This window comes from Bacteroides ovatus, assembly GCF_001314995.1.
In the GTDB taxonomy this organism is placed as follows: Bacteria; Bacteroidota; Bacteroidia; order Bacteroidales; family Bacteroidaceae; genus Bacteroides; species Bacteroides ovatus.
Window position 1 is genome coordinate 1,871,065 of record NZ_CP012938.1, and the last position, 19,474, is coordinate 1,890,538.

At 41.9% G+C, this 19,474-nt stretch carries 16 protein-coding genes and 1 riboswitch; of the genes, 8 read left to right on the plus strand and 8 right to left on the minus strand.

The window, feature by feature from the left end; all coding sequences use genetic code 11:
- The first annotated feature begins 2 nt into the window (after window positions 1-2).
- Genes Bovatus_RS07600 through Bovatus_RS07610 form a run of 3 tightly spaced genes read left to right on the plus strand, consistent with a single transcriptional unit; the run spans window position 3 to window position 3,568 of the window.
- Window positions 3-1,256, plus strand: a complete 1,254-nt coding sequence (locus tag Bovatus_RS07600; RefSeq protein WP_004300617.1) for a sensor histidine kinase — start codon at window positions 3-5, stop codon at window positions 1,254-1,256.
- Window positions 1,257-1,313: 57 nt separating this feature from the next.
- Window positions 1,314-2,339, plus strand: a complete 1,026-nt coding sequence (locus Bovatus_RS07605) for an AI-2E family transporter (protein WP_004300618.1) — start codon at window positions 1,314-1,316, stop codon at window positions 2,337-2,339.
- A 56-nt stretch (window positions 2,340-2,395) separates the two neighbouring features.
- Entirely contained in the window at window positions 2,396-3,568 is a 1,173-nt protein-coding gene (locus tag Bovatus_RS07610) for a glycosyltransferase (protein WP_004300619.1), read from the plus strand.
- Between the two features lie 30 nt (window positions 3,569-3,598).
- Here Bovatus_RS07610 and rimI read toward each other — a convergent pair whose 3' ends face one another.
- The 4 genes from rimI to Bovatus_RS07630 all read right to left on the minus strand — a co-directional run bounded on the left by rimI (window position 3,599) and on the right by Bovatus_RS07630 (window position 8,174).
- Entirely contained in the window at window positions 3,599-4,048 is a 450-nt protein-coding gene (rimI, locus tag Bovatus_RS07615) for a ribosomal protein S18-alanine N-acetyltransferase (protein WP_004300620.1), read from the minus strand.
- 2 nt (window positions 4,049-4,050) lie between these two features.
- Window positions 4,051-5,517 (minus strand): RimK family protein, encoded by a 1,467-nt coding sequence (locus Bovatus_RS07620; protein ID WP_004300621.1) that lies wholly within the window; start codon window positions 5,515-5,517, stop codon window positions 4,051-4,053.
- Between the two features lie 130 nt (window positions 5,518-5,647).
- Window positions 5,648-6,892, minus strand: coding sequence for an ABC transporter permease (locus Bovatus_RS07625; protein ID WP_004300622.1), 1,245 nt, complete (start codon window positions 6,890-6,892; stop codon window positions 5,648-5,650).
- Window positions 6,893-6,974: 82 nt separating this feature from the next.
- Complete coding sequence (locus tag Bovatus_RS07630) at window positions 6,975-8,174, minus strand: pyridoxal phosphate-dependent aminotransferase (protein ID WP_004300623.1); 1,200 nt, start codon at window positions 8,172-8,174, stop codon at window positions 6,975-6,977.
- A 180-nt stretch (window positions 8,175-8,354) separates the two neighbouring features.
- Here Bovatus_RS07630 and Bovatus_RS07635 point away from each other — a divergent pair, with 180 nt between their 5' ends.
- Complete coding sequence (locus Bovatus_RS07635; RefSeq protein ID WP_004300624.1) at window positions 8,355-9,590, plus strand: hypothetical protein; 1,236 nt, start codon at window positions 8,355-8,357, stop codon at window positions 9,588-9,590.
- A 26-nt stretch (window positions 9,591-9,616) separates the two neighbouring features.
- On the plus strand, window positions 9,617-9,832 hold the full coding sequence (locus Bovatus_RS07640; RefSeq protein ID WP_004321362.1) for a hypothetical protein: 216 nt from the start codon (window positions 9,617-9,619) through the stop codon (window positions 9,830-9,832).
- A gap of 1 nt (window position 9,833) precedes the next feature.
- Here the strand turns inward: Bovatus_RS07640 and Bovatus_RS07645 are convergent, their stop codons facing one another.
- The 4 genes from Bovatus_RS07645 to Bovatus_RS07660 all read right to left on the minus strand — a co-directional run bounded on the left by Bovatus_RS07645 (window position 9,834) and on the right by Bovatus_RS07660 (window position 14,752).
- Window positions 9,834-10,673, minus strand: coding sequence for a histidinol-phosphatase (locus Bovatus_RS07645; protein ID WP_004304183.1), 840 nt, complete (start codon window positions 10,671-10,673; stop codon window positions 9,834-9,836).
- Window positions 10,674-10,828: 155 nt separating this feature from the next.
- Window positions 10,829-12,697, minus strand: coding sequence for an ABC-F family ATP-binding cassette domain-containing protein (locus Bovatus_RS07650; protein ID WP_004300627.1), 1,869 nt, complete (start codon window positions 12,695-12,697; stop codon window positions 10,829-10,831).
- Window position 12,698: 1 nt separating this feature from the next.
- The gene (locus Bovatus_RS07655) at window positions 12,699-13,499 is read right to left on the minus strand and encodes a DUF3805 domain-containing protein (RefSeq protein WP_004300628.1); all 801 of its coding nucleotides are present in this window, start codon (window positions 13,497-13,499) and stop codon (window positions 12,699-12,701) included.
- A 59-nt stretch (window positions 13,500-13,558) separates the two neighbouring features.
- Complete coding sequence (locus Bovatus_RS07660) at window positions 13,559-14,752, minus strand: hypothetical protein (protein WP_004300629.1); 1,194 nt, start codon at window positions 14,750-14,752, stop codon at window positions 13,559-13,561.
- A 241-nt stretch (window positions 14,753-14,993) separates the two neighbouring features.
- Here Bovatus_RS07660 and Bovatus_RS07665 point away from each other — a divergent pair, with 241 nt between their 5' ends.
- The 3 genes from Bovatus_RS07665 (at window position 14,994) to Bovatus_RS07675 (ending at window position 18,595) form a co-directional block, all read left to right on the plus strand.
- Window positions 14,994-15,683 carry a response regulator transcription factor gene (locus Bovatus_RS07665; RefSeq protein WP_004300631.1) on the plus strand — a complete coding sequence of 230 codons (690 nt, stop codon included), beginning with the start codon at window positions 14,994-14,996 and terminating at the stop codon, window positions 15,681-15,683.
- A 27-nt stretch (window positions 15,684-15,710) separates the two neighbouring features.
- Window positions 15,711-17,492: a sensor histidine kinase gene (locus Bovatus_RS07670; protein WP_004300632.1), complete on the plus strand. Its 1,782-nt coding sequence runs from the start codon at window positions 15,711-15,713 to the stop codon at window positions 17,490-17,492.
- A gap of 158 nt (window positions 17,493-17,650) precedes the next feature.
- A complete protein-coding gene (locus tag Bovatus_RS07675; RefSeq protein ID WP_004300633.1) occupies window positions 17,651-18,595 on the plus strand; it encodes a DUF5106 domain-containing protein in 945 nt (314 codons plus the stop codon).
- 662 nt (window positions 18,596-19,257) lie between these two features.
- Window positions 19,258-19,457: riboswitch (cobalamin riboswitch) on the plus strand.
- Window positions 19,458-19,474 lie beyond the last annotated feature (17 nt).

Below are 19,474 nucleotides of genomic sequence, written 5' to 3' on the forward strand. Positions count from 1 at the left end.
GTATGCTATTCAGCCGACATATATATTGGACCACATTAGGACATATCCTATTTATTCTTGCTACCGCAGGAACAGGTCTATGGCTCATTATTTCCCAACAAGGAGTGGTAATAGGGATATTACTGGTTATCTGCTCCTTGTTTCAGATTGGAAGATTAGTGAATAAGCTAAACTCTTTCAACCAAAAATTACGCCTTTTCTTCGATGCGATAGAAGACAAAGACAATATGCTCTATTTCCCCGAAAACAATGTCAGCCGGGAACAGGAAATGCTGAATCGTTCACTCAACCGTATCAATGCCCTGCTCATCCGAACTCAAGCTGAATATTCAAAGCAGGAACATTTCTACCGTTCGCTATTGGAAGAAGTCCCTAGCGGTGTGTTGGCATGGGATTCTTCCGGAAAAATAATGATGGCCAACAGTGCCGCACTGACTTTATTGGGATGCCAGCAACTAGCCCAATACGACCAACTGAAACCTATCCTGCAGGAAAAAGAGAAGAAAGAACGACTTAGTCTGTCTCAAAACCAGATGAAATTACAGAACGAAACTATTACCATCTTATCCATCAAGGATATCAGCAATGAACTGAATGATAAAGAGAGTGAATCATGGAACAAGCTAAGCCACGTGCTTACCCACGAAATCATGAACACCATTGCTCCCATCATCTCCCTGTCGCAAACATTATCCGCATATCCGGACAACAGCGAAAAAACACTTCGCGGACTTCATATCATCCAGGCACAAAGTGAACGCCTGCTGGAATTTACCGAATCTTTCCGTCGTCTCTCCTATCTGCCCCAACCGGAAAGGAAACGGTTTTCACTAACAGCCCTCCTGCAAAATCTGCAAGAACTCCTGTCTACCGATTTTCAGGAAAATCAGATTCATTTCACACTTACCTGTCAGCCGGAATTCATCGATATGGATGGAGACGAGAACCAGCTATCCCAAGTCCTGCTCAATCTCCTTAGAAACTCCATTCAGGCGTTAGACGGAAGAACAGACGGAGCAATCGAAATTTATGCATATCGGGACGAGCATATATCTATCGACGTCACAGACAATGGTCCCGGTATCCCCGATGAACTGCAGGAAAAAATATTCATTCCGTTCTTCACCACCAAATCCGAAGGAACCGGTATCGGATTAAGTCTCTGCCGACAAATCATCCGTAACCACAACGGTCATTTGTCTATTTTGGAAAGCCGTCCCGGTAAAACAATTTTTCATATCGACATTTCACTGTAAAACAAACCTTTCACGGCCTTCGAGTGTTTATTATCATATAAACGAATTTTACACGATATGAGCACCAAAGAACAATACTGGAAATATTCCCTCATTGTCATCATCCTGTTTATGGGAGTCATCATCTTCCGCCAAATCACTCCTTTTCTGGGGGGATTGCTGGGAGCACTCACCATCTACATTCTTGTACGCGGACAGATGAATCATCTGGTAGAAAAACGAAAGCTGAAACGAAGCATCAGCGCACTGTTGATTACCGCAGAAACGATTTTCGTCTTTCTTATCCCTTTGGGATTGACTGTCTGGATGGTGGCAAACAAGTTACAGGATATCAATCTGGATCCACAGACCTATATTGCACCTATTCAACAGGTAGCAGAATTCATCAAAGAGAAAACAGGATACGATGTATTGGGAAAAGATACGCTGTCATTCATCATGTCCATACTTCCCCGTATCGGACAAATTATAATGGAAAGCATCAGCAGCCTTGCCATCAACCTGTTCGTCATGATCTTTGTGCTTTACTTCATGCTGATTGGAGGAAAAAAGATGGAAGCTTATGTCAATGACATTCTGCCATTTAATGAAACCAATACGCAGGAAGTCATTCACGAAATCAATATGATTGTCCGTTCCAATGCTATCGGCATTCCCTTACTGGCTATCATTCAGGGAGGCGTGGCTATGATAGGCTATCTGCTTTTCGGAGCACCCAACATACTGATGCTGGGATTCCTGACCTGCTTTGCAACCATCATTCCGATGGTAGGTACGGCATTGGTATGGTTTCCTGTAGCCGCTTATCTTGCCATCAGCGGAGACTGGTTCAACGCCATCGGGCTTTTTGGCTATGGAGCTATCGTCGTATCGCAATCGGACAACCTTATCCGGTTCATCCTTCAAAAGAAGATGGCGGATACACATCCGCTTATCACTATTTTCGGAGTAGTCATCGGCCTGCCGATATTCGGGTTTATGGGAGTCATCTTCGGTCCGTTGCTGCTTTCATTATTCTTTCTTTTTGTGGATATGTTCAAGAAAGAATATCTCGACTTGCGAAATAACCTCCCATCGAGATGACGAAACTACCGAAAAATTGTGTACTTTTGCGGCTGTAAAAACGACACTAAAATTTGATGGAAACATTTACATTCAATACTGTCGAACTGATTCTTTTATCGGTGGCAGGTATTCTTTTTATCATCCAGCTCATTTATTATTTCGGCCTGTACAATCGAATACATGTCCACAATAAAGCTGTAGGCAAAGAAGAGGTGCATTTCATACGAGAACTGCCTCCACTTTCCGTGATTCTCTGTGCACGCAATGAGGCTGAAAATCTTCGTAAAATTCTACCTGCCATTCTGGAACAGGACTATCCACAATTTGAAGTGATTGTCATCAATGATGCTTCCACAGATGATACCGAGGATATACTGGGAGTGATGGAAGAAAAATATCCTCATCTTTACCATAGTTTTACGCCCGAAAGTGCACGCTATATCAGTCATAAGAAACTGGCTCTAACGTTAGGCATCAAAGCCAGCAAACATGACTGGCTCGTATTTACGGAAACAAACTGTATGCCCGCCAGCAACCAGTGGCTAAAACTGATGGCACGTAATTTCACTCCGCAGACCCAAATTGTGTTGGGATATAGCGGATACGACCGCACAAAAGGATGGTTGCACAAACGTACTGCATTCGATACTTTGTTCCAGTCTTTGCGCTATCTGGGATTCGCGCTGGCCGGAAAACCTTATATCGGTATCGGACGCAACCTGGCTTACCGGAAAGAACTATTCTTTCAACAGAAAGGTTTCTCCAAATACCTGAATCTGCAACGTGGAGAAGATGATTTATTCATTAATGAGCTAGCTACCTCCTCCAACACCCGTGTTGAAACAGACTTCAACGCTACCACACGGATACAGCCCGTATATCGCTACAAAGATTGGAAAGAAGAAAAGGTTAGTTATATGGCTACTGCCAGATTCTACCACGGAATACAGCGTTACCTCCTGGGATTTGAGACATTCTCCCGTTTGTTATTCTATATTGCCTGTATAGCAGGTATCGTATTCGGGATACTTAATTTCCACTGGCTGGTAGCAGGCATCGCATTCCTGATGTGGTTACTGCGCTTTACAGTACAAGCTGTCATTATCAACCGCACGGCAAAAGAAATGGGTGGAGGACGAAAATACTATTTCTCGTTACCTGTTTTCGACCTTATCCAACCTGTACAGTCATTGAAGTTCAAACTCTGCCGTTTCTTCCGGGGAAAAGGAGATTTCATGAGAAGATAAACCGGATTTCGTGAGAAGACAGACTTATTGTTAAATCAATCGCTGCATATAAATAGCATCCGAACCATCGTGATAATAGCATGGCTTTATTCCAACAGGAATAAAGCCATTTTTCATATATAGCCCGATAGCGGAAGTATTGGTCACTTTCACTTCAAGCGTAATCTTTGCAGCCTTACATTCACCGGCCGTCTGAATCGTCTGGTCCATCAATACCTGCCCCAGTTCTCTTCCTCTATAATCCGGATGAACAGCTATCGAATAGATTCTTAAATAGCGAGTTCCCCCATGAAATAACAGGGAGACATAAGCGATCACCCTATCCGCCTCCATCATCACATAGAAAATTCCTTTCGAACGGCTTATCAGATAGGCAAACTGCTCTTTTGAAAAACTGTCTTCCCGGAAACACTCCCACTCTATTTCCAAAATAGCGGGAATGTCTGCCTGCTGTGCTTTACGGACGATTATCGGCTCCATAATCAATAATGTTTTGTTTCTAGCACTTGTTCAAAGTGATTCAACAAACGGTAATACATTTCATCACCGATAATGGCATCTTCCAGTCCATGCTCGATGCTCGGATTGTCATTGATTTCAATCACATAAGCCTTATCATCCACCATTTTCAGATCGACTCCATACAACCCTTTTCCTATCAGATTGGCAGCCTTTACAGCTGTATCCAATACCACACGAGGCACCTGATAAATAGGAATCGTATCTACCAATCCACAACGGCTTCTGCCCGAATCATAGTGACAGTAAATCTGCCAGTGTCCTTTCGCCATATAATATTTGCAGGCATAGAGCGGTACACCGTTCAATAGACCGACACGCCAGTCAAACTCCGTTGGAGTAAATGCCTGTGCCAGCAAGATAGCCGATTTTTCAAACAGTATCTTCAGACTGGCTTGCAGTTCCTCTTCGTTCGACACTTTTTTCATACCAATGGAATAAGAGCCATCCGGTATTTTCAGGATAAAAGGAGCACCTACCAGTTCGCTTATCTGTTCAAACGAATGATGGTTGGATTGAAAAATCAATGTAGACTTAGGAGCAGATATCTTTTCCTTCTCAAAAAGTTCTTTCAGATACACTTTGTTCGTACACCGAATGATAGACAACGGATCGTCAATAACAGCCATTCCGTTTTGTGCAGCCAACTGTGACAAATGGAATGTATAATGATTGAGCGACGTTGTAGTACGAATAAACAAGGCATCAAATTCGAGCAAACGGATAGCATCATCTTCGGTTATCATCTCCACATGGATGTTCATTTTCTTAGCTACCTCCGTCAATTTGTGCAGAGCACCTTTATTGCTGGGAGGAAATTTCTCCTGTGGATCGACCAATACAGCGAGACTGTAACGGGAAGCCTTTGCCGACTTCGGTGCACGCCATATTTTCTTGTTAAAGTTATCCAGCGTATTGGCAAAGAAATCCTGCTCTGCATCATTAAGCTGATTCAGGGGAAGAAAATGAATGCCCTCGATCTGATTTCTGGGATGAGTATTCAAAGCCACTCTTAACAATGGGCAAGGGTAATTCTCGAAAATAAAACGCGCAATCCGTTCCATACCTTTTTCCCGGCATTTGCCAAAGTAGATATTCAGGTACCAGATATCATCCTTGATGTCATTCTTCTGTATCCATTGATAACAAAGGGCTTGCAGACTACGGTCCATCCGCACCCCCGTTCCAGCCTCCATTTTGTTGATGATATCAACATCCGGAATGACTTTCTGTCCTCTCGTTTGGGCTAGCAGCGAACAGTAATACCCTTCAGAGTTATAGCTGTAATCATTGCTAAGATTAATAACTAACTTCCGGTCTTTCTCCACCGGCTTGTTTTTTAGATAGTCGGAAACAGTCAGGACACTACTTGTCTCATAATACGGTTTCCAGTCATCCAGATTATCCAACAGAATTAACACATTATTCATAATGGTTAAAAATTAAACCTACAAGAGGATATTAAGTAAATTGGGCGCAAATATAGACATATTATTCACTCCACATCACGCAATGGACCAAATTATTTTTGCAGTAAAAATCAGATAGGAAAAAAGAGGATTATTCGTATCTCATGGAGCTTGCCGGATTGATCTTAGTGATAAGAAATGAAGGACCAATCAACATCAATACAGATGCACACAAAGTGCCCAAATTAATCAAGATAAAAAGTAAAACATTAAAAGAAACTGGAACAGTATCTACATAATAAGTCGCCGGATCAAGTTTAAAGAATCCGAATTGAGACTGAAGGATACAGAATGCCAAGCCAATGGCATTGCCCCAAAACATTCCTTTGCCAATCAAAAAGACTGCAAACCAAAGAAAGGTTCTGCGAATCGTGAAATTATTGGCTCCCAATGCTTTTAAAATCCCAATCATATTGGTACGTTCGATGATAATAATCAATAAACCGGAAATCATGGTGAAGCCAGCAACTCCTATCATCAAAATCAGAATCACCCATACGTTCAAATCCAATAAATCAAGCCAAGCAAAGATTTGAGGATTCAGTTGTTCGATGTTACGCACATAATACACACCTCCCAACTCATCTTGCCTGTTGTCAATATCAGTTGCGATCTCATAGGTTATATCTTCCAGTCTATCATAATCTTTCACCTGTAATTCCACACCGGTCACCTGTTCCGGTTGCCAACCGTTCAAACGATTCACCAGATTAAGATCCGTCAGTAAAAAGAGGTTGTCGTATTCGGAGAAATTCGTCTGATAAATTCCGGCAATCGTCAGGCGACGAGCGCGAATATCATCCTGTATATAATAGGTATATATCTTATCTCCCAGTTTCAACTTCATTTTAGTTGCCAACGCTTTCGAGATAAGTACTTGATTGGTAGAAACTGAATCACTGAAAACAGGAATCTCCCCTTCTACCAAATACTCTTTTATAAAATGGGGGTCAAACTCCGGACCTACACCTTTCAACACCATTCCTTGAAAAGCGTCATCGGTCTTAATCATACCCGGTTTGGTAGAGAAACGCTGCACATGGCTTATCTCCGGATAATCAGCAAGAGCAGTCATCATACTGTCTCCTACCACAATGGGATGGGTTTCGTAAGAACTGACCGCATCCAAATTAGTTATCTGGATATGCGACCCGAATCCTATAACTTTATTTCTCACTTCACTTTTAAACCCGATGACTACCGCCACTGCAATAATCATTACGGCCAAACCAATAGCAATACCCGCCATGGCAATGAGGACCGCAGGACGTGACACCTGCTTTCCGCCATCGCTTTCACGATAGATACGCCGGGCTATGAAAAGTGATAAAGACATTTGTTTAAGTATTAGGTATTAAGTATTAAGTGTAGCAGCAACAAACACCCCAGAAACTACGGTTAATACTTAATACTAGAATTTATTCCGTTCTTCCCGGATACACTTCCAAAGCCTTCTGCAAGACAAAAAGTGCACGGGTTAAATCTTCTTTTTTCAATACGTAAGCAATACGAACCTCATTGATTCCAGATCCCGGAGTGGTATAGAAACCGGAAGCCGGAGCCATGAATACAGTCTGACCTTCATACTCAAAATCAGAAAGACACCATGCGCAGAACTTATCGGAGTCATCTACCGGAAGTTTGGCCACTGTATAGAAAGCTCCCATCGGAATGGGCGAATAAACACCGGGAATACGGTTCAAACCGTCAATCAGACATTTACGACGTTCTACATACTCATCATACGTTTCGCGTGAATATTCTTCCGGAGCATCCAAAGAAGCTTCTGCAGCAATCTGTCCAATCAACGGAGGACTTAAACGAGCCTGACAGAACTTCATGACAGCATCGCGTATCTCCTTGTTTTTGGTAATCAACGCACCAATGCGGATACCACATTCGGAATATCGTTTTGATACCGAATCAATCAGTACTACATTATTTTCAATACCTTCCAGATGGCAGGCAGAAATATATGGAGAACCGGTATATATAAACTCACGATATACTTCATCAGAGAAAAGGAATAAATCGTACTTCTTTACCAAGTCACGAATCTGATTCATTTCACGACGTGTATACAAATAACCGGTAGGATTGTTTGGATTACAAATAAGAATCGCTTTCGTACGCTCATTAATCAGTTCTTCAAACTTCTCTACTTTCGGAAGGGAAAAGCCTTCTTCAATGGTCGTAGCAATAGTGCGAATCTTTGCTCCGGCAGAGATTGCAAATGCCATATAGTTAGCGTATGCAGGTTCCGGAACGATAATTTCATCTCCCGGATTCAGGCAGGAAAGGAAGGAAAAAAGTACGGCTTCCGAACCTCCCGATGTAATGATTATATCGTCTGCTGTAAGGTTGATATTGAACTTTGCATAATATCCCACTAATTTTTCGCGATAGCTACGATAACCTGCACTGGGGCTATATTCCAGCACTTTACGATCAATATTGCGTATCGCGTCAATCGCGGCCTGAGGAGTGGGCAGATCAGGCTGTCCGATGTTCAGGTGAAACACATGGACTCCGCGTTGCTTGGCAGCGTCTGCCAAAGGAGCCAGTTTTCTGATAGGAGATGCAGGCATCTCGTTTCCGCGAATGGATATGGTTGGCATAATTTTAACTACAAATTACTAATTACTATTTACTTTTTCTACTTGGAGCTGCAAATGTACGCAATAATTTGAATACAGAGACATAAAAACTTTAAAAACCTTAGCAAGGTTAAAATCGTTATGGTAAATTGAAAAGAAAGCTATACATTTGTCATACAGAAAACTTAAAACAATATCATAATGACCATACACCTTATCTCATTCGCTTCAATACTTCACAAACAAGTCTCGCTACGTAGCTCGCACGAAGCTATTTTGAGCGAGATTGAAAAATATTATACTGTAAAGTTCGTCGACCATCAAGATATGGACAAACTTAGTAGTGACGATTTCAAAATCATTTTCGTCGCTACCGGTGGGGTGGAAAGACTGGTCATACAGCACTTTGAGAATCTTCCCCGCCCTGCCATTTTACTGGCAGACGGTATGCAGAATTCTCTTGCTGCCGCACTGGAAATTTCCACCTGGCTACGGGGACGCGGAATGAAAAGTGAAATTCTGCACGGTGAATTATCGGCTATCATCTTACGTATTCATACACTTTATAATAATTTTCAGGCACAACGTTCTTTGTTTGGCAAACGTATCGGAGTCATTGGAAGTCCTTCTTCCTGGTTAGTTGCCAGTAACGTAGACTACTTGTTGGCAAAACGTCGTTGGGGAATCGAATATGTAGATATTCCATTGGAACGGATTTATGAACAATTTAAACACATTACGGATGACCAAGTTGGAGCATCATGCGCAGCTGTAGCATCACAAGCTCTTGCCTGCCGCGAAGGAACTCCTGAAGATTTAATCAAATCCATGCGGCTGTACCGGGCAATCAAAAAGGTCTGTCAGGAAGAAAATCTGGAAGCGCTGACATTAAGCTGTTTTAAACTGATTGAACAAATCGACACTACCGGATGCGTGGCATTATCTTTATTGAATGATGACGGGATAATAGCAGGTTGTGAAGGAGATCTTCAATCTGTATTTACGCTATTAGCAGTTAAAGCACTTACGGGTAAAGACGGATTTATGGCAAATCCTTCCATGATTAATTCCCGTACGAATGAACTGATATTGGCACATTGCACCGTAGGTCTCAAACAAACGGAGAGATATATTATCCGCAATCACTTTGAAACAGAAAAAGGAATTGCCATACAAGGGCTACTTCCGACGGGGGATGTAACGATCATAAAATGTGGCGGTGAATGTCTGGATGAATATTACTTGTCTACAGGAACATTGACTGAAAACACTAATTATATTAATATGTGCCGTACACAAGTGCGCATCCACATGAATACTCCGGCCGAATACTTCTTAAAGAATCCACTGGGAAATCATCATATTATGCTTCATGGTAACTATGAAGATACGTTGAACGAGTTTTTCCAGGCAAATGCTTGCAAGAGGACGGAATAAAGGCATCTATAAAAAAAGAAAGATTTATGATAGGAGAAATTTCATGTGCTATAAATAGAGTTGAAGAGCAAATAGAGCAACTCTTTGACGAGAAAGAGGAGTTTATCATGGCCAATGAAGATGTGCTACCTAGAACTATGTATCTGAAGAAGTTGGCTGAAATTGATTCACGAATAGACGAGCTAAAAAAGACATTGGTTTCGTTGAATGAAGAGAAACAAGAGATTCTGGATATGGAATAACTTATCCTATGGGAATATCTTCCCATTTCCCCCCATGCCATTCTACCACCGAAGTAAAACCTGCTTTCTTCAAAGCGGCTAATCCTTCGAAGCGGGCATTGTTTATTCTTTCAGGGTAGTGCGCATCACTATTCACCTGTACCCGAATACCCAATTCTTTCAGGAAAGGGAAATAACGTTCATTCGGATAGAATGTACCCAGCTCATGATAAGACTTGGTATTGATTTCCACCATATAACCACGTGCAGCAATCACCGCGAAGTAATCGCGGACCAACGTGTCATACCATGCTTCATCAAGCAAACCCGGACGATAACAGGAAGCGTTATAATGCATCTTGTCAGCATGGCCGACAATATCAAATCCTCCCAGCTCTACCATACGGAGCAGGTTCTTATAATAAAGGTGGACAACAGAATCCAAGTCACCATCGAAGTGCCTGTCTACCAATTGACGGAAAAGATCTGCCGGGGTATCAATATCTACGATTTTCCCTTCCGGAGAATACAACATATGCACAGAACCTATCCGGTAGTCAAGTGGTAGTTTTTGAAAACAAGGCAAAGAGGGATTGTTTTCTTCATTCAGGTAGTCAATTTCGAGACCGATGGCAAGCTCTATCTTACCTGCATATTTCTTTTTCAGACGAGAGAATTCGGAAAGGTAATCTTCCATTCTATCCCACTCCATCGTCCATGCGGTAGAAAATGGTAGTGGAGCATGAGAAGAAATGCCATAAGAAGTAAACCCTTCGCTGATAGCAAAACGAATAAAATCGTCCATATTGGCTCGTCCGTCGCAATACAGGCAGTGGCTATGATAATTGGTTAGGTTTGTCATACTAGGTTATATTGTCTGGGGGTATATTATCATTATTTGGTTATCCGGGAATATAATAAACTATACTTGTGCCATCGAAGTGGCACAACTGTGCCAGCATGTTGGCACTGCTACGCCAAAGAGGTGGCACAAAGGTGCCAATATAGTGGCACGAATCAGCCTTCTATTTCGCTAAGTTCCAACCAACGCATTGTCTTTTCGTCAATCATATCATTGACTTCGGGCAAACGTTTTGACTTTTCAGTCAATTCGTCAACGGAAAGTGTGCCGCTACAAAGAAGTTCCTCAATTTGTGTTTTTTCAGCTTCCAGTTCGGCGATTTCTTTTTCCAGTTGCTCGAATTCACGCTTTTCTTTAAAGCTCATCTTACGCTTGTCGTTCAGACGGACACGGGCGGTCTTTTCTTCCTGCGGCTTCTCTGCTTCTTTCTCTTTTTGTTCCTTTGCTTCTTTCCAGTTACGATAATCACTATAATTTCCGGGGAAGTCACGAATATCTCCCTGTCCGTTGAATACCATCAGGTGATCTACTACTTTATCCATAAAGTAACGGTCATGGGAAACGACAATCACACAGCCTTTGAAGTTTTGGAGATATTCTTCGAGCACATTCAGCGTGATAATATCGAGGTCATTGGTAGGCTCGTCCAATACCAGGAAGTTAGGATTACGCATCAGGATGGTACAAAGGTAAAGACGGCGACGCTCTCCCCCACTCAATTTATAGACATAGCTATGCTGGGTTTCAGGAGTAAACAGGAAATGCTGCAGAAATTGAGAAGCAGTCAGCTTCTTTCCATTGCCCAATTCGATGACTTCGGCAATATCCTGTATCACATCAATCACTTTCATCTGTTCGTCAAACTGAAGTCCGTCCTGCGAATAATAACCGAAACGAACTGTTTCGCCAATATCCACTGTTCCGCTATCAGGCTTGACTTGTCCCATCAATATCTTGATAAAAGTAGATTTTCCGGTTCCGTTATTTCCTACAATTCCCATCTTCTCATAACGAGAGAAGATATAAGAGAAATCATCCAGAATCTTCAGATCTCCGAAACTCTTGAAAAGATGGTCGGCTTCGAATATCTTGCTTCCGATATACGATGCTTTCACTTCCAGCTTTACATTATCAGTATTAAAACGCTGCTTCGCAACCTTTTCCAATTCGTAGAAAGCATCTTCCCGGTAACGAGCCTTATGTCCGCGTGCCTGCGGCATCCGGCGCATCCAGTCGAGTTCTGTACGATACAGATTATTGGCACGCTCTATTTCCACGCTCTTAGATTCAATACGTTCCTGACGCTTTTCGAGATAATAGCTGTAGTTACCTTTATATTGGTAGATTTGTTGATTGTCTATTTCGATAATCTCGGAGCAAACACGATCAAGGAAGTAACGGTCGTGAGTCACCATCAGCAGGCTAAGGTTGGTACGACGCAGGTAATCTTCCAACCATTCGGTCATATCCAAGTCCAGATGGTTGGTCGGCTCATCAAGGATTAACAGATCCGGTTCGGTAATCAAAGCGTTTGCCAAAGCAACACGCTTCAGCTGTCCGCCGGACAGTTGCTTCACTTTCTGATCGAAATTACGGATTTTAAGTTGTGAAAGGATTTGCTTGGCTTTCTGTTCATACTCCCAAGCTTTCTCCTGATCCATACGTGCCAAGAGGTTTTCCAATCCCGGATGACCTTCGGTTTCCATGCAGCGTTCGTACTCCTTTATCAATTCCACCGTGCTGTTACCATGATGGAAACAGGCTTCGAGCACTGTCAGTTCTTCGGGATATTGCGGATCCTGTTCCAGGTAATCCACCCGAAGATCACGACGAAAAACAATATTACCGCTATCATAACCTTCCTTTCCGGCAATGATATTCAGTAAGGTAGTCTTTCCACTACCGTTCTTTGCTATTAATCCTACCCGCTGACCTTCGGCAATGCCCAAAGATACATTTTCAAAAAGAACCAAGTCACCGAAAGACTTGGTCAGGTTATCTATCTGTAAATAAGGTACTGCCATTTTAATCCAAACACTTCTTATATTCTTCTATTACATTGCAAGGCTCTCCCGCCTTTACTTTACTCCAAACGAGCTTCATCGGGTCGATGGTCCGATCTTTATATTGGAGAACAGGAGCTTCCCGGTTGCCGTCAATCAACGTTTTCCATTCCATGCCATCCACTTCATTTGCCAGAATTGCACAAACAGTGATACCAATAGCCAACCATTCTTCTTTCTTTTTCGAACCAATCTTACCGCTGTCAATCACTTGTTGAAGTTTCTCCAAGTCCTCTTCTATTCCTTGAAAATCCTTTTTCAGTTCCTGCTTCACAGTAGATACCACCCATTCATATCCCTCATTAATCAAATAAATTTCAGAAAGACGTACAGGAATCAATTCAGCAGGATACTTCTGCCCTTCTTTACGTACCTCCAAAGTAGCGATTACATCTTCCGCCTCCTTCACAACTCCACCTTTAGGCACGGTGAAAGAACATTCAAAAGCAATATCGTCAACGCCTGTAATCCACAAATGGGAAGTATAATAAGTTCCCTCCTCCTGAAACATTTCTTTGCTATACGCACATTCCCACGTTCCGACTTTCACCAATGAAGCCGAATCGTTCTCTTTCAGTTCCTGCCGGATGGCATCTTTGCCATAACCGGCTTTTCCTTTAAATGCGGATATACGAAAATTCCCCGTCCATACATCGGGATTATAGAAAAGAAAAGAGCCTTCGCCATCTTCAAACTCATTCCAGTCTGATGGATAGTTCATAGAAAACCATGCTCCGGGAGAGATAAATTTCTTGCCTTGCATCCTTTTATTTTAAAATGATTACTTGGCAAAAGTACGAATTAAATACGAATTACAAAACATCATTTCCCTATTGGCTGTATTTTCCTCCGCACATCTTTAGAAATCTCCAGAAACATATAATTCAATTTCCCGGAATGAATACCTTCTTCGTTCTCCTTATACTTCTTATTAGCATATTGCTTCGATTTCTCGAAAGTCAATAGCGACATTTCATTCTGCGACTTGCCTACCATTGTGGAGTCCAGCTGTTCATCCGGGAAAAAGTCATCCAGATCGACATCACCAATCATTGTTGTTTCCAGGAAGTTCTTATCAGTATGTGAATTATCGGTATAATACCCCACAAACATGTGTCCCGGCGTACGTACCAGAATAGGATCGATATTTATAGCCCGAAGCAGTGATGCAAACAGTACGCTACCGTCCACACAATTAATCTGCGAAGATTCCAGTGCATCATCAAACGTACGAACCCGTTGCGAGAAAACAACATTGCTCGAAAGGCTGGTGTTGGAAACAGAACTGTAACGGAATTTGCGTTTCTGCAATATATTCCAGAGAGCATACACCTGCTTGTCCACCGCCCCTTTAGCCTTACTCTGATAGCCTAAGAAGCGATTGACAATACGAGTATTCAGTGCTTCGCGAAGCAACTGGTCAATCATCGGATTCTCTTCATTGACATAGGCAGCAAAGAAAATACTTGTATCATGGAATTTGGTTCCATTCGATACATACCCCAACAGACATTCATTGATACTGCGCACAGAGAATGTACGCACCCGTTGCCCCAGATCTTTTCCATTCATCTCGACAGTAATAGCCACACTTACCGGTTCTGCCTGCACCTCATTTTTCAGAGCTTCATAGTTCCAGATGATATCAGGATAAATCGTATATTCCGTTCGAGGCTTGTTTAGTACAAATTCCGACACCGAACGGGAGAAAAAAGGCGTTTCAGCCACTTCAATCCGTACCCGGCTATAGGCTGTCTTCGACTTCACCCGAACAGCAATACACGATTTCGGATTCCCCAAATAATTAGAATCCGACGGAACAATCACCTGCGCATCAGTAGTGGCAACAGACAAAATCGCTGAAGGAAATATATTTCCGCCCAGATCATCCACAATTTCAAAACCGGAATTGAATGAAGTATATTTAAACACAGACATACCGCCAAGGAGAATTAACAGTACCACCACCGATCCTATTATTTCCTTCCGATGCCGTTTTAAGTCAATTTTTATCATTATTTGTAGTTTCTATAATCAAACGTTTCTATTGTATCTCGCTAACAAAGATAACAAATAGTGAGCGGTTTTTCCTCTTACAATCAACAAAAACTTCCATATACCTCATCAATTCTCGGAATTCCCGGAATGTAACACGATTGTAACGTCTGTTTCATCTGCCCGTAACAAAGTCTCCTCATCTTTGCAAAGGATAAAATAAAAACGTAACTTTGTCATATCACATTAATACATACATCTTATGAACGATTACCGTATTCTAGTTGTCGACGATGAAGAAGACCTCTGTGAGATTCTGAAATTCAATCTTGAAAACGAAGGTTATGAAGTTGATACTGCAAACTCTGCTGAAGAAGCAATGAAGATGGACATCAGCAGCTATCACTTGATTCTCCTCGATGTGATGATGGGAGAAATCTCCGGATTCAAAATGGCGAACATCCTGAAAAAAGACAAGAAAACAGCTAAAGTGCCTATTATCTTTATCACAGCAAAAGATACCGAAAACGATACTGTGACCGGATTCAACCTGGGAGCAGACGATTATATTTCAAAACCTTTCTCGCTGCGTGAAGTCATCGCCCGTGTGAAAGCCGTATTAAGACGCACAGTAACAACGGAAACGGAAAGAGTCCCCGAACGTCTTACTTATCAGTCGCTCGTTATTGACATCACAAAGAAAAAAGTAAGTATCGACGATGAAGAAGTGCCATTGACCAAAAAAGAATTTGAGATCTTGCTTCTGCTGGTACAGAATAAAGGACGTGTATTTTCCCGTGAAGACATCCTGGCCCGCATCTGGAGTGACGAAGTGTACGTGCTCGACCGTACTATCGACGTAAACATCACCCGTCTGCGTAAAAAGATTGGGGTATACGGCAAATGCATTGTCACCCGTCTCGGATATGGATACTGTTTTGAAGCTGAATAAATAATTATGCCGAATTAAATAGTTATTATGAACCTGCCTGTAACTCAAAAGCATTTTCTTTCTTTTAGCCGAAAACTTTTCCTTTCGGTTATTTCACTATTCCTGGTATTTGCCATTTGTTTTATTGCGTACCAGTATCAACGTGAACGGGAATATAAAATAGAACTGCTAAACACCAAACTGCAAGATTACAACAGCAGGCTCTACGAACAACTGGAGAATCAACCTCTTGACAGTGAAATCATCAACGGTTATATCAATAACCATATCCTGGAAGACTTGCGTGTAACCCTTATTGATGCTCAAGGAAATGTTGTTTACGACAGCTATCCAAGTCATAATAACCAGATGGAGAACCACCTGAACCGTCCGGAAGTACAGAAAGCCATAAAACATGGCAACGGATATGATGTACGCCGTACTTCCGAGACAACCGGAGTTCCCTATTTCTATTCGGCCACTCATTATAAAGATTATATTGTCCGTTCGGCTTTACCTTACAATGTCAGCCTCATCAACAACCTGCAAGCAGACCCGCACTATTTATGGTTTACCGTAATCGTGACCTTATTATTAATGATTATCTTCTACAAATTCACCAACAAACTGGGGACTTCCATCAGCCAGCTCCGTGAATTTGCGATGCGCGCCGACCGGAACGAGCCTATCGAAATGGCTATGCAATCCGCCTTCCCGCACAACGAACTGGGAGAAATATCACAGCACATCATTCAAATCTACAAACGACTGCACGAAACCAAAGAAGCTCTCTACATTGAACGTGAAAAGCTAATCACCCACCTTCAAATCTCACACGAAGGACTAGGTATATTTACTAAAGACAAAAAAGAGATTCTTGTCAACAATCTTTTCACCCAATACAGCAACCTGATTTCAGACTCCAACCTGGAAACAACAGAAGAAGTCTTTGCCATCAGCGAACTGCAAGAGATCATTCATTTTATCAATAAGAATCAGCAAGAACGTTCGAGAGGAAAAGGTGAAAAACGAATGTCTGTCACCATCAATAAGAATGGACGGACATTTATCGTAGAATGTATCATCTTCCAGGATGCCAGCTTCGAGATTTCCATCAACGACGTTACCCAGGAAGAAGAACAGGTTAGACTCAAACGCCAACTGACCCAGAATATCGCCCATGAGTTGAAAACTCCCGTCAGCAGTATCCAAGGGTATTTGGAAACCATTGTCAGCAATGAAAATATTCCACGCGAGAAGATCAACGTATTCCTCGAACGTTGTTATGCACAAAGCAACCGTTTAAGTCGGTTATTACGCGACATCTCCGTACTCACCCGCATGGATGAAGCCGCCAACATGATCGACATGGAACGGGTAGACATCAGTGTGTTGGTAGGTAACATCATCAACGAAGTATCGTTGGAGCTTGACGAAAAACATATTACAGTCGTCAACTCCTTAAAGAAGAGTATACAAATCAAAGGAAATTACTCACTACTTTATTCCATCTTCCGTAATCTAATGGACAATGCCATCGCATACGCCGGAAGTAATATCCAGATCAATATCAACTGTTTCCGTGAAGATGAGAATTTCTACTATTTCAGCTTTGCCGACACAGGTATTGGAGTATCTCCCGAACATCTGAATCGTCTCTTCGAACGTTTCTACCGGGTAGACAAAGGTCGTTCACGGAAAGTAGGTGGAACAGGACTGGGACTAGCTATTGTGAAGAATGCCGTCATCATCCACGGTGGCAGCATCTCCGCCAAGAACAATCAGGGAGGCGGGCTGGAATTTGTATTTACATTGGCAAAGGAGAAGTAAAATCAGGAGTTATCCTGCAAAACTTGTCTAATCAAAAAAAACTAACAGAAGAGAACGCAGCAAAATAAAAGGAAGAAAAATTCTTTGAATAAAGTAGAAAGGACATTATCTTTGTCACCAATGTAATCTACATAAGTTCAATGTAATAATTGTTAGTTATGAAAACAAACATCCATATTCTTCCAGCTATATGCATCCTTTGCCTTTGTGCCTGCAAAAGCGGCAACGCTTCCAGTCTGAACAAAAATGATGTAAGACAAGACACCATTAAAACCTTTACATTGCCTGCCATCCCCCCAATGATGACAGCCCCGGAACAACGGGCAGACTTTCTGGTAAAACACTATTGGGATAACGTCAACTTCGCCGACACTAATTACATCCACCACCCCGAAGTGACCGAACAAGCTTGGGCGGATTATTGTGACATACTGAATCACGTCCCGTTGGAAACTGCACAAGAAGCCATGCGGAAAACAATCGAACAAACGAATGTAGACAAAAAAGTATTCACCTACATCACCGACCTGGCGGATAAATATTTATACGACCCCAACTCCCCCATGCGTAACGAAGAATTCTATATTCCCGTATTAGACGCCATGTTAGCTTCTCCCTTGTTAGAGGAAATTGAGAAAGTACGTCCTAAAGCCCGCCGGGAATTAGCACAGAAAAACCGTATCGGAACCAAAGCCCTGAACTTCAGCTACACATTAGCTTCCGGCGCACAAGGCTCCCTCTATCAACAGCAAGCCGACTATATCCTCCTATTCATCAACAACCCCGGCTGTCATGCCTGCACAGAAACAATAGATGCCCTGAAAAACGCACCTATCATCAACCGACTTTTGGGACAAAAGAAACTAACAGTCCTCTCTATCTACCCTGACGAAGAGTTGGACGAATGGAGAAAACACCTGAATGAATTCCCCAAAGAATGGATCAACGGATACGACAAGAAATTTGCCATCAAAGAACAACAACTATATGATTTGAAGGCTATCCCCACCCTCTACCTTTTAAACAAGGAAAAGACCGTGCTCCTAAAAGATGCCACCGCACAAGCTATCGAAGAACACCTAACTAATATTGAATTAAAGTAAAAACGGTGCAGAAATGAACTAATTTATTTCTCACTGATTGTAGCTATTCCCTTTATGTGCTATAATTATTCCGGAGTTATACTAAATATAATCACTCTGGATACATATATTTATTCGTCGGACTATAGTCCGACGTAAAGTTGACTATAGTCTTTCTTTCGAAGCACTATAGTCCAACGAAAGGTAGACTATAGTTCGACGAATTAATATATGCATATAGAGATATTATTTTCTACAGAATTGGAATGTAAATTTAGTACTTGAATTCCTTGTCTAAAACATTTGATTCATATCGGTGCAGTAAGGAACAAAATAGGTGGATACCGCTGCATCCACCTATAAAAAACTACCAATTATGTTTCAATAAATCTGTTTCATACGTCCAACGTTGGACATAGACAAGGATACTTTTTAAAAGCTAATCTTATGTCAAAGGCGGGCAACTCAATACCCGTCTCTAAAATCCGCTAATTTGGTAAATTTTGTAATAAGTGGCAGTCTCATTTACAAAAATACAAAAAATATCGAAGAAAACAAGTAAGAAGCAACAAATAATCGGTCCTTGCACGGCTCCTCCAATCTCGTTCTTTTTGGTTCTTTTTTTTCGTATCAAGACGAAAGAAAAAGAACATCCCCCAACTTGGAAAAAACAAATAAACTCCCTATCTTTGTCGCGCATTGGTTTGCGACTCCCATGCGGGGGAAGCAATTAAAAGGGAATCAGGTGTAAATCCTGAACAGTCCCGCTGCTGTAAGTTCCATGCATGTTACAAGCAATTCACTCATTGCCACTGGAGACTAATCTGGGAAGGCGTTTGTAACAGGAATAAGTCAGAAGACCTACCATGCAATTATGTTTCACTGCTTTCGAGGAAAAAG

Bases quoted from the DNA above. Each gene is read 5' to 3' on its own strand.
- Bovatus_RS07600 (WP_004300617.1), top strand. From the start codon at position 3: ATGCTATTCAGCCGACATATATATTGGACCACATTAGGACATATCCTA.
- Bovatus_RS07605 (WP_004300618.1), top strand. From the start codon at position 1,314: ATGAGCACCAAAGAACAATACTGGAAATATTCCCTCATTGTCATCATC.
- Bovatus_RS07610 (WP_004300619.1), top strand. From the start codon at position 2,396: ATGGAAACATTTACATTCAATACTGTCGAACTGATTCTTTTATCGGTG.
- rimI (WP_004300620.1), bottom strand. From the start codon at position 4,048: ATGGAGCCGATAATCGTCCGTAAAGCACAGCAGGCAGACATTCCCGCT.
- Bovatus_RS07620 (WP_004300621.1), bottom strand. From the start codon at position 5,517: ATGAATAATGTGTTAATTCTGTTGGATAATCTGGATGACTGGAAACCG.
- Bovatus_RS07625 (WP_004300622.1), bottom strand. From the start codon at position 6,892: ATGTCTTTATCACTTTTCATAGCCCGGCGTATCTATCGTGAAAGCGAT.
- Bovatus_RS07630 (WP_004300623.1), bottom strand. From the start codon at position 8,174: ATGCCAACCATATCCATTCGCGGAAACGAGATGCCTGCATCTCCTATC.
- Bovatus_RS07635 (WP_004300624.1), top strand. From the start codon at position 8,355: ATGACCATACACCTTATCTCATTCGCTTCAATACTTCACAAACAAGTC.
- Bovatus_RS07640 (WP_004321362.1), top strand. From the start codon at position 9,617: ATGATAGGAGAAATTTCATGTGCTATAAATAGAGTTGAAGAGCAAATA.
- Bovatus_RS07645 (WP_004304183.1), bottom strand. From the start codon at position 10,673: ATGACAAACCTAACCAATTATCATAGCCACTGCCTGTATTGCGACGGA.
- Bovatus_RS07650 (WP_004300627.1), bottom strand. From the start codon at position 12,697: ATGGCAGTACCTTATTTACAGATAGATAACCTGACCAAGTCTTTCGGT.
- Bovatus_RS07655 (WP_004300628.1), bottom strand. From the start codon at position 13,499: ATGCAAGGCAAGAAATTTATCTCTCCCGGAGCATGGTTTTCTATGAAC.
- Bovatus_RS07660 (WP_004300629.1), bottom strand. From the start codon at position 14,752: ATGATAAAAATTGACTTAAAACGGCATCGGAAGGAAATAATAGGATCG.
- Bovatus_RS07665 (WP_004300631.1), top strand. From the start codon at position 14,994: ATGAACGATTACCGTATTCTAGTTGTCGACGATGAAGAAGACCTCTGT.
- Bovatus_RS07670 (WP_004300632.1), top strand. From the start codon at position 15,711: ATGAACCTGCCTGTAACTCAAAAGCATTTTCTTTCTTTTAGCCGAAAA.
- Bovatus_RS07675 (WP_004300633.1), top strand. From the start codon at position 17,651: ATGAAAACAAACATCCATATTCTTCCAGCTATATGCATCCTTTGCCTT.